General features: G+C 62.0%; 15 protein-coding genes. 3 read left to right on the top strand and 12 right to left on the bottom strand.

What is annotated here, in order from left to right:
* Positions 1-92: 92 nt before the first annotated feature.
* From ET21_RS0118865 to ET21_RS0118830, 9 genes are all read right to left on the bottom strand, one after another.
* Positions 93-1,043, bottom strand: coding sequence for a relaxase/mobilization nuclease domain-containing protein (locus tag ET21_RS0118865; protein ID WP_237751606.1), 951 nt, complete (start codon positions 1,041-1,043; stop codon positions 93-95).
* A gap of 79 nt (positions 1,044-1,122) precedes the next feature.
* Positions 1,123-1,674: a plasmid mobilization relaxosome protein MobC gene (gene mobC, locus ET21_RS0118860; RefSeq protein ID WP_021245545.1), complete on the bottom strand. Its 552-nt coding sequence runs from the start codon at positions 1,672-1,674 to the stop codon at positions 1,123-1,125.
* A 214-nt stretch (positions 1,675-1,888) separates the two neighbouring features.
* The gene (locus ET21_RS0118855; protein WP_030540877.1) at positions 1,889-2,914 is read right to left on the bottom strand and encodes a ParB/RepB/Spo0J family partition protein; all 1,026 of its coding nucleotides are present in this window, start codon (positions 2,912-2,914) and stop codon (positions 1,889-1,891) included.
* Positions 2,911-3,669: a ParA family protein gene (locus ET21_RS0118850; RefSeq protein WP_030540876.1), complete on the bottom strand. Its 759-nt coding sequence runs from the start codon at positions 3,667-3,669 to the stop codon at positions 2,911-2,913. Before ET21_RS0118850 ends, ET21_RS0118855 begins: the two co-directional genes overlap by 4 nt.
* Before the next feature lie 30 nt (positions 3,670-3,699).
* Positions 3,700-4,047: a hypothetical protein gene (locus ET21_RS0118845; protein WP_228168057.1), complete on the bottom strand. Its 348-nt coding sequence runs from the start codon at positions 4,045-4,047 to the stop codon at positions 3,700-3,702.
* 9 nt (positions 4,048-4,056) lie between these two features.
* Positions 4,057-4,308: a helix-turn-helix transcriptional regulator gene (locus ET21_RS27245; protein WP_059153604.1), complete on the bottom strand. Its 252-nt coding sequence runs from the start codon at positions 4,306-4,308 to the stop codon at positions 4,057-4,059.
* A 108-nt stretch (positions 4,309-4,416) separates the two neighbouring features.
* Complete coding sequence (locus ET21_RS0118840; RefSeq protein ID WP_030540874.1) at positions 4,417-4,731, bottom strand: single-stranded DNA-binding protein; 315 nt, start codon at positions 4,729-4,731, stop codon at positions 4,417-4,419.
* Between the two features lie 393 nt (positions 4,732-5,124).
* Positions 5,125-5,817 (bottom strand): recombinase family protein, encoded by a 693-nt coding sequence (locus ET21_RS0118835; protein WP_030540873.1) that lies wholly within the window; start codon positions 5,815-5,817, stop codon positions 5,125-5,127.
* Entirely contained in the window at positions 5,807-6,565 is a 759-nt protein-coding gene (locus ET21_RS0118830; RefSeq protein ID WP_051768229.1) for a sigma factor-like helix-turn-helix DNA-binding protein, read from the bottom strand. The genes ET21_RS0118835 and ET21_RS0118830 overlap by 11 nt, the downstream gene beginning before the upstream one ends.
* A 125-nt stretch (positions 6,566-6,690) precedes the next feature.
* On the opposite strand from ET21_RS0118830, the gene ET21_RS27240 reads away from it, so the two are divergent.
* Both ET21_RS27240 and ET21_RS0118825 read left to right on the top strand, forming a co-directional pair.
* Positions 6,691-6,948: a helix-turn-helix domain-containing protein gene (locus ET21_RS27240; protein ID WP_008827847.1), complete on the top strand. Its 258-nt coding sequence runs from the start codon at positions 6,691-6,693 to the stop codon at positions 6,946-6,948.
* Positions 6,949-6,980: 32 nt separating this feature from the next.
* Positions 6,981-7,241, top strand: a complete 261-nt coding sequence (locus ET21_RS0118825) for a hypothetical protein (RefSeq protein WP_228223103.1) — start codon at positions 6,981-6,983, stop codon at positions 7,239-7,241.
* Between the two features lie 50 nt (positions 7,242-7,291).
* Here the strand turns inward: ET21_RS0118825 and ET21_RS0118820 are convergent, their stop codons facing one another.
* The 3 genes from ET21_RS0118820 to ET21_RS0118805 all read right to left on the bottom strand — a co-directional run bounded on the left by ET21_RS0118820 (position 7,292) and on the right by ET21_RS0118805 (position 9,104).
* Positions 7,292-7,552, bottom strand: coding sequence for a hypothetical protein (locus ET21_RS0118820; protein WP_030540871.1), 261 nt, complete (start codon positions 7,550-7,552; stop codon positions 7,292-7,294).
* Positions 7,553-8,556: 1,004 nt separating this feature from the next.
* A complete protein-coding gene (locus ET21_RS0118810; RefSeq protein ID WP_037471423.1) occupies positions 8,557-8,820 on the bottom strand; it encodes a hypothetical protein in 264 nt (87 codons plus the stop codon).
* Positions 8,821-8,882: 62 nt separating this feature from the next.
* The gene (locus tag ET21_RS0118805) at positions 8,883-9,104 is read right to left on the bottom strand and encodes a hypothetical protein (RefSeq protein WP_004213291.1); all 222 of its coding nucleotides are present in this window, start codon (positions 9,102-9,104) and stop codon (positions 8,883-8,885) included.
* A gap of 306 nt (positions 9,105-9,410) precedes the next feature.
* Between ET21_RS0118805 and ET21_RS28590 the strand changes: the two genes are divergently transcribed.
* Positions 9,411-9,627, top strand: a 217-nt coding sequence (locus ET21_RS28590) for a hypothetical protein (protein ID WP_237751605.1), incomplete at its 3' end; no start/stop codon positions are given.

Raw genomic sequence — 9,627 nt, 5'->3', positions numbered from 1 at the left:
CAATCTCCGCCAAGCATGCTCAAGCTTCACGATTTTTGCAACAGAGCCCACTGGCGTACGTTTACGGCCAGATTCTGCGATGCCCCCAGTAACTATCGTCCTGGCCCTTCCCGCGAACGATCGCGGTTCCTAGATCGTTCGCTCTGCCGCTTCCGCTCCATCGCGGCTACCGATCGCTCATGAATTGTAGGCGTTCGCCCTGCCCCCACAAATTGCCGCACCTGGTCGGCAAGCTGGCGGTCAGCTGGATCGCTGCTTGCCTCAAGGCGCTTGGCGGCGGCTAGATAGCGGTGTTGCGTCTCATTCCATGCCTGCCGCCCGCGCACCACGAAATCCGGAGCGGTGGACCGCCCCGCCAGCTGGTCTCGCGCGGCCGCAGTGATCTTCTGATTGGCAAACGGTGCAGGTGCGGTGCCGGCCATGTAGCGCTGCCGCATCCGATTCAGGGCCATGCTTTGACCAGCTCGGCCGACACCGCGCGCTGCGCGAGGCGTTGCCTCGGCAGTAACCCCCCTCGCCCGCAATTCCTCGGCAAAGCGCTCCCGGTAATGATGCAGCATTTGAGGTCGCGGGTTGAAGCGTTTCCCCGTGTCACCGCGCGCTGCAACCGTCACATGCACGTGAGGCCGTGGTGTGTCCGTATGCAGCGCCAGGACGTAATCCCACTCATGCCCGATCTCGCTCCGCGCGACTTCGCGCACCGCTGAAAGAACCTTGTCGGGGTCTGTGCCTGCCGGCATCGAAAAAACCATGCTCACGGCGGCTACGGTAGAATTGTCACGCCAATAGACAGGATCGCCCCAATCGCGCGCCAGCGCCGCCCGATCTTCCTTGTCAGTCAGAATGTCGCCATCGCGCGTTTCAAGCGGCACATCGCCTTTTCGGCCGATATAGTCGAAATGCGCAGCCGCGTGGTTCTTGCCCTTCGGCCTGCCCGTAACCTTGACCATGACCTCCGGAGCACGGCTGACAATGCGAGCAAGCCGCGCCCGGGTGCTCCCGCCCTGGCCTGCTCGCCTCGAACTAAGCGAGCGCAGCAACATGTCGGCGCCGCGCCTGTTCGGGTCGCTGGTCAGCTTTGGTTTGAACAGCGCGGCGAGCTGGCCCGCCTCAAAGCTGCTGTCAAAGTCGCTCACCGGGCACCTCCCAATAGACAAGATCGGCCTTCGTGGCTGCACCGATACCTTCGACGGCCGCGCCGATCGCCGCGCGCAGGTCGTTGACCTTATGCAGCTCGCCGGCGATCTCCGCTGCATTGTCCGCCAGCGCCATCTTGTTCGCCGCTCGGGCGATCTGATTCACGTTGCGGCCAATGCGCTGTAACGCCTGACGGCAATTCAACAGCTCTTCGCGCAACTCGCGATCGACAGGCGCGGCAATGCCGATGTGTCGCCGCACAAGAGCCATCGCCCAGGTCGCCGGGGTCATGCGGCGCTCCTTTGCGCGATGGCGGATCACGGCCAGTTCGGTTTCGGTGGGCCGAAGATAAAGGCGGTGCTCGCCAGCGGCCTCGCGGTCGGCAACAGGCGCGGCCTCGATGGCCGCCCCGGACTGCCTGAGCACCGCGTCAACCAGCTGACGCATGAAGGGGCCGCGCCCTCCCCTCGTCTGCGCGAGCGCGTCGATCTTTGCGAGCTTGGCCGCCTCGATCTTGAAGCCCAGCGTCTTTTCCATGTGGGGTAGGTATCTCCCAACCGTGAAGCGCGATCCGATAGGATTGAGCGTATCGGTTAACATTAGCCGCCGCAAGGCTTATCCTGCCATACAGTAGATACCTACCCCGCCATACAGTAGATACCTACCCCGCAAACAAAAAGCGGTGGCAACTGCCACCGCTTCAAAATTCCACGCCGCCTCAATGCTGAGTGAACGTGGACGGTAAAAGCTATCAGAAGTCGAAGGTTTGGGGCGCAGCCTCGCCGTCGAACCGAACCGTGACCTGGCCGCTGAGAACAATCCCGCGACGGCCCTGAATGATGATGGCCGGTGCGTCGTTGGCCTCTTTCGGCTGACGGGGGGTGCGCGGCTTGTGATCGGAACGCTCGGCAAGCGCAGCGCCCTCCCCTTCCCGCTCGTCGTCGCCGGCATCCAGTTCGGGCCGCTCCCGACGCTCATCTGCTGCACTGGTGGCAGCTGCCACCGGCGCGCGCGATTCTTGGGGCAGCGCTGAATCGTCATTCGGTTTAGCGGCGCCGGCCTGAGCGCTCTCTTCATCGGGACCGCCTTGGAGCGTGGCAAGAAACTGCTCGCAGGCGGCGGCTGTCGGATTTTCATTCGTGACCACGAAATTGCGCGTGGCCTTCTCGTCCAGCTCGATCGCGTGTTTGATGGCGACGGCGGCGCGCGGAGAACAATTCTTCAACGCGGCAAGAATGTCCTCGGGCAAGGTGCGCAGCGAGTAGAGGCGCTTCACTTCCGAATGCGGCTTGGCGATGCGCGCGGCTAGATCCTTTGTCGAAAGCGTGTCACTGACGCGGCTCGCGATGAAACTGACGCGCTCGGCCAGACTTAGGGCTTGGCGTTGTTCGTTCTCAAGAAACTGGTCGAGGCCAATATCGCGTTCGGCGTCGGCCTGATCCAGAACGGTGTCGATCTGGTCGAAACCAAGCTGGCGGCACGCGCGGTAGCGCCGCTCGCCGTATCGGATGATGTAGCGGCCGTTCGATGTTGGCGCGACGACGATGGGTTGCAGCAAGCCGCGGTCCTTGATGGTCGCGGCCAGTGCATCAATCTCGGCCTGGTCGAACTCCCGGCGAACCTGCGCGGGGTCTGGATCAATGTCAGCGAGCGGAAGGCGCTGAAACCGCCCAGCTGCCTTGAACTCGGTATTCGCGGGGACGGCCGAAAAATCCATCGCGTCCATATCGAAGTCGGCAAAGCTCTTCTTCGCCGGTTTGACAGCTGCCTTGCTCATGCGGCTTCCCTCTCAGCTTGATCGACAATGTAGGAGACGACTTCGCGCAGGACCGGCGCGCTGCGGCGCGTATCCTTGGCAAGTCGCCACACGGGAATTTCGAGAAGGGCCGCCTCGCGCATATGCTCGCGGTGCGGGATGGTATGCGGGACAACATTGGCGGGTAGCGCCTGCCCGATCCGCTCCATGAGCATTTTAGACACTTCACTCGTCGTCTGCACACGATTGAACACGATCCCGAAGCGGGTTTCGTTGCCCTCCCCCCGAACCTTATTGGCAAGGCTGATGCTTTGCGAAATCTCGTTGAGCGATTGCCGTGCGGTTTTGTCGGGGTCTAAAGGCACCGCGACATAATCGGATGCGATCAGCGCCATAAGGTTGCGGCCATCCCAAGCCGGGGCCGTGTCGATCACGCAATAGTCGTAGTGCTTGGCAAGGCCGGCACGAATGGCGCGAACATAGGCGGCGATGTGCTGGCCCTGCTGCGGGCCGTCAGTCGTCAGTTCGACCACTTGCCTCGTGTTCTTGAAGCAAGCCAGCGCCGGAGGTTCCTCGCCGGGGGCGAAGTCGAGTATCGACTGAACCGGCCCGATCTGCTCGAACTCGGCTTTCAGCATTCCGGCACTGTGGCATTGCTTGTCCAGGTCAAGGACCACGACACGCTTGCCCTGCTCGGCCAGATGCCACGCGATATGACAGGTAAGCATGGTCTTGCCGATGCCACCGCGCTCATTAGTCACTACGATTGTTCGCATTGAGAATCCCTTCAATGGCTGCGCCACGGGCTACTTGTGCCAGCGGTTATGGGCGGCGCTATTTCCCGATCCGAAGCGATACTGCGACTGCATATACCATGGGTTCGGATCGTCATTCAGGTGAAGGCCCTTGCGCTTGCGACGCGGGCTGGTTGGTTCGGTCGGTGGATCTTTGCCGAAGATAGCCGCCAGCACGAAAGCTGCGACCACGGCCACGCCCCACCAGCCAAAGGCAGCGTGGGCCAGCGTGGCGACAATAAGAGCCACGATCAGCATGAGCGCGCCAGCTGCGATCAGCAGGATAAGCCACGCCAAAAGCATAGCCGTCCGTAGCGCGCTTGCTGCACGCCGGAGTTTGCTGACGATCTGACGGCGCATAGTGACCTCCTAAGCTGTGCGGCTCTCGCCTCGATCGGAGCCGATCAGCTTAGGGAAAGGCTGCTCCCTAAAGATGTTCGGCACTTGAGTTCGCAGTGCGTGGGACATTCGGAGCGCCGTTATCAAAGTGGCGTCCTGCCTGCCGTTCTCGATGGCGGCGACTGTTTCAGGTGAGACGTGAATCCTCGCCGCCAGCTCGGATTGCGTAAGTCCGGCAGCGATGCGCAAGCTCGCTACACGATTGAACAGTTTGGCCGCCACAGATGCCTCGCAAAATTAGACCCTATTATCGTTAGGGTCTATGAGAGGCATTGTCCACAAAAAAGGGCGGCCGCTAGGCCGCCCGTCTTATGGGGAAAGGGAGGGGGCTTAATCAGCCCCGCCCCTCGTCAGGATGCCCAGCCCCTCAGCGATCAGGTCCACCGAGTAGCGGGTTTCGCCATTGCTCTCGTAGCTGTTCTGGCGGACCCGTCCGGTGATGTGAACCAGGTCGCCCTTGCCCAGATCAGCGGCGCGCTCTGCCAGCTGGCGGAAGAACGTCACACGGTTCCAGTGCGTATCGGTCTTCCATTCATCGCCATCCTTGCGGTTGTAGTTCGCGGCGACGGAAACGTGGGTGACTTTATCGGTCGTATCGACACTGCCAACGCGGCCGATGATCCGAAATTCAGCGATGTTCTGCATGGTAGTCTCCTTTGGATAAGCGTTGCTGACGGATTTTTTGCGGCGGAGCTGAGCCACGCGGGCAAGCTGAAAATGGGAGGGTCCGCTTGCGGAAACCCAAGGCCGAAGGCCGGTTTTCTGCTTGCCCGCATTAGTGGCGATGCGCAGTTCGTATCCGTCAGACAGCAACGCCCAAAGGAAACCGCCCGAGTAGATGCAGCAATTTGGACTGGCGGTGGTGGCAGCTGCCACCGGCCATTGGCGCCCATAGGTCGCTGCGCTCGATCGGCATGGGGGCGATTGGAAAACCCTGTCGCGGCTCCGCCGCTCTTTCCCTGGCTGGCAGTCCGTTGACGCGGGCAGGGGACTGCCGGTGGCAGCTGCCACCGGCGCGAAGCCGAACAGAAAGGGCAATCAGCGTTTCCGCTCACGGTGATTTCGCTGAGGGCTGGGTTCTTGCACCTGGGCGGCGCGATGCGCCGCCCATACTCGCTTGACTGTGCTGCGGTCGCAATCGGCCAGCTCTGCCGTTTTGGCAATGCTCTTGCCCGCCTCGCGCAATGCCACAATGCGGGCGTGCGTTGCCCGATCGCCTTTGCGCCCTCCGCTGCGACCTGCGGCTTTTGCCAAGGCGATACCCTGGCGCTGTCGCTCGCGGCGATCGGTGTAATCGTCGTGGGCCATCTGTAAGGCGATCTTCAAGAGCATCGCCTGAACAGATTCGAGCACGATGCGGGCGATGCCATCGGCATCGGCCGCGAGGTCGGACAGGTCCACGACGCCGGGAATGGCAAGTCGCGCGCCTCGCGCACGAATTGTCTCAACCAGCTGCTCAGCCTCGGTCAAGGGGAGACGACTTATCCGGTCGATCTTCTCCGCGATCACTACTTCGCCGGGTTGAAGATCGGCAATCATGCGCAAAAGCTCGGGGCGGTCGGCGCGGGCACCCGATGCCTTCTCTCGATAGACCGCCGCGACATAGTAGCCTGCGGCCTTTGCTTCGCCCACGATCGCGTCTTGGCGACGCAAATCCTGCGCGTCGGTGCTGACGCGCAGATAGACGCGGGCAATCTGTGGGGCAGGGGAAGGAACGTTCTCAGTCAGCAAGGTCAGGCCCCTCGGGCGGCGATGAGCGAAGCTTGGCAATGCCTGCGTCCGCTTGTGCGATTTCAATTCCGCACTGGCGCGCTCTTGCGCGCAATCGCTCAAGCTCAGAATTGCGGGGGAGAAACATGCGAATGACCCGGTTCCGTCCTTCTAGCGCGATTATGCGCTGCGCAAGATAAGCCGCCTCATCATTCAAGGCCTGGTGCTGTTCCTCCGCCTTGCGTAGCTGGCGCTCCCACGCTCGCTTTCGAGCTTTCGCGCGCCGCCTTTCATCGCGGTGTCGAGCATCAATCCTTTTTTGGTCCTGCTCTCTGGCCGCTGCTTCGGCCGCGCTAGCGGCAACTTCCTCTTCCCGCGCCCTATCAGCATTTCGCTTCGCAATGAGCGCATCGAGCACGGCCGCGTCCGTGCCGAGATTGTTCATCACCCATCGCATCCGTCTGTAGGCCTTTGCTTCGATCTGTCCGATCGAACCAGGCGAAAGCCCCACCACACTTGCCACTGTTCGCTGCGTTTGCGCTTCCCCCTCGGGACCACCAATCCTTAGGCGCACAATTTGCTCTTCTCGCGGTTCGAGAGTTGCTAGCAGTTTGTCCATAATGTGAGGATCGTTGATCCGCTCGATCGCGCTGCCGCCGAGGCTATCAGCCGAAGCCGTTGCGCTATGGTTCGCCGTCTTGGCAAGCTTCGCATTAAACAGCGCGATCGGTGACTGCATGTTCATTATCCCATGTTCCAGCACGAACATGGCGCACAATCTATACCATCTGCGCTAGGCGCGAAAGCCATGGCGCAAATAGCTTCTAGAGCAACCCTATTGCGCCATGCTGCCCGTGCCGACATTCTGCGCCTAGCCAGAAGGACGCGAACACGATGCCAACCATATACCTGAAACGAACATCGCCGTTGATGGCCCAGCTAGGGGCCAACATCGCTCGCGAACTAAAGAAACTAGGCATAACTCAAGGGGAGTTGTCCGAACGCTCGGGCGTTGCGGCGTCACATATTTCATACATGGTGCGCGGACATGGTAATCCAACGCTTGCTACCTTGGAGAGCCTTGCCGATGTTTTCGGATTATCGGTTGTCGAATTATTGGCAGCGGATAGCACTTCCCGCGATAAGTCCTGAAAGGCAGTCGCTTAATTTGATCGGAACAATCTATGTCCAGTAACCCGCCCCGCGAATTTGACCGACTGCTACAAGATGCGCCGCTGGTGCGGGCAATGGGGGGAGCACTCTCGATGTTTGCCACGCTGCTTGCGCGCCAAGGCATTGTCGAGGCGAGCGAGGTTGCAAACTTGCTGGGTATCTATGCGGTCGCCACAAGCGAAGTCGATAATGAAGAGGGCATGATCTTGGGATGCTGGGCAGCTATGATCCGCGACGTGGCGGAGCAACAGCGCACAGCTACTCGCAAATAACCCCGGCGCGCACGGCGCAAGGGGCCGGTCACGGCCCTTGGCGGCGGGCGTCAGCGCGCCGCCTTGGCGGCGAGGTCGCGCAGGCCGTAGCCGTCGGTCTTGTTGCGGGCGGCGTCCGCCACCTGGCGGACGATGTGCACCATGAAGCTGCGCCGGTTGGTGCGGCTGATGCACGAGAATCCGGCCTGCAAGGCGATTGCCTGCACCTCGTCCACGGGGCGTTTGTCCAGGACGCGGTAGGCGTCGCCGAGCTTGCCGCTGCGGGTGGCTTCGACCAGGGCACGGGCTGCCGTCTCGGTGTCGTTGCTCATGGCGTGGCTCCTGTCTCGGATTGCGGGTGCGGTGGCCGGTTCCCCGGCCACCGCTGCGGGCCGCTAGGCGGCTGCGGCTAGTCAGCACGGCCACGGTGACTCCACCTGCGGGGGTCGTGGATCCTAACCCCGGCAACAACAGCTCAACGGCACGCCTGGTGGTGGTGCAGCAGAATGATGGAGCTGGTTGTAATGCAGGGAATGAAGGGGTGAGCTGTGCGGAGCATGCTACGCGGCCGCCGGCCGGAGCTGCGAACAAGGAACCCGACGCCGGCGCAACGCCGGGGTCGCGATAGGCGAACCAGGCCGCCCCGAGGGGCGGCTTCGCTTAAGCGCTTAAGTCGTGCCGGGTCGGGGCGGATCGCGTCCCTCGCAAACTAGTCCGCGCAGACGGCGACCCGGCTCATTGTCATCGGGCCTCCACCGAATCCCGGCGTCGCGCGATTGACCCAGCGAACCTTCTTGCAGCTCGTCTTGCCGGTGCGCGTTGTCGCCCTCGGACGGGCGTCGGCCGGGGCTGCGCCAGCCTGCTCGTCCAGCCATCGGTTCGCTGCGGCGGGGCCGTCCCGCAGCATCCTGCGACGATACTCGGCCTTGTTTCTAGAGAAGGCGGCTTGCCGCTCGGCCTGCGAAACCTGCCGTGACGGCGTGGTACGCGGAGGCGCCTTGGACCTTCTCTCGCCAGGCCTGTCCGTCACCATGTCCTGTTGGTGACGACGCAGTGTTTCGTCTCGAACCGAGTCGAGATGCGTGCCTAGGTAATCCTGCGCTGCTACGGGGCCAGTGGTGGCAAGTAATGCCAGGACTAGAGCGATGTTCCGCATTGAATTCTCCTGCGTGTTTCGGAAGCCACGGCGCGAAGTGCTGTGCCTTACTGCCATCGTCCGCCCTCGGTTTCAACGAACGTCTCCGGCAAGTGAAAGGCTTGCAGGGCGACGGTCAGGGCGTCTTGGACGTGTCGGGCTTGATGGTGAGCGGATTGCGACGCTCGGCGAGTGATGCGGTCACTGTCGTTCTCCTGTCTTGGGGTAGCCGTGAGCCGCTTCGATCTTCTGGGCCAGCTCGGCCAGGTGTTCGGAATCAAGTAGATCCTCGGCGCTAAGATCGGCCGCGAAAAACTCGCTTCCGCTGGGTGGCGCGCGATCGACGGCGAAAGCGGTCAGATAGGGCCGCGCCTCGTCCGTGGCGATCCAGCGCCAGAAAGCATTGCCCTGGCCGAATAAACCGCTCTCGAACATATCGAGCCGTGCTTGTGCGAAGTCGGTCAATTTGCGTCTCCTGACAATCAGGCGGTTCGGCAAAAAAAGGGAGGCCGAAGCCTCCCTTTGTCTTACTGGAACAGTTTGATGAAAGCGGGCGCGAGGCCGATGACTGCGAGGACGAAACCGACGCTGCCGATGACCCAAGTTTGTGCCGTCAGCTTGCTTTCGATTCCCTTGTTCGCCTCCTGAACCTTCACGGCGATATACTCCTCAATAGCCTCTACAACTTCCGCTGCGGCGTCGTCGGACAGATTAGCCGCTTTCAGTGCTCTAAACAATTTGATGTGCATCCGGTTCTCCTTCTCGTTGGTGACGGGAGACACCCGGCATGGGCACCGGCGCCGGCTGTCAGGGACCGCGAAGCGGCCGCGTTAGCGGGCGGTGGGGGAGCCGATTTGCGCAGCAAATTGGGGGAACCGCCGATCCTTGAAAGCTGGCGCGCACCCATGCCAAAATGCCACGACACACAGAGAGAAGAGATTGCGCGGGGCGGGGTTCGATGCCCCGCCCCGCGCTCTGCATGGCACCGAGATCATCGGTTTCGCCCAGCGGGCGAAAGGGGGCGGGGTTAGCCCGCCCCTCCGGCGTCAGCCGGATTGGCCGCGCTTCGCCTTGGCCGCCAGCACGACCGCGACGACTTGCGGATAGACGCATTCGCCGCGCTCGATGTTGCGGATGCCGGGGCCGTCGAGCACGTCCTTTATACGGTCCTCGATGATCTGGCCCAGCTCGGCCGCAACCGCCTCGATGTCAGCACTCGTCTTGGCCCCTGTGCATTATTCGGCCACAGATTCACGGTAGGCGAGCTTGAGG

Origin of the sequence: Sphingobium sp. DC-2 (genome assembly GCF_000722555.1) — a bacterium.
Lineage (GTDB): Bacteria > Pseudomonadota > Alphaproteobacteria > Sphingomonadales > Sphingomonadaceae > Sphingobium > Sphingobium quisquiliarum.
Note: the sequence above shows the minus strand (reverse complement) of the source record. Positions and strands in the feature narration are given on the sequence as shown.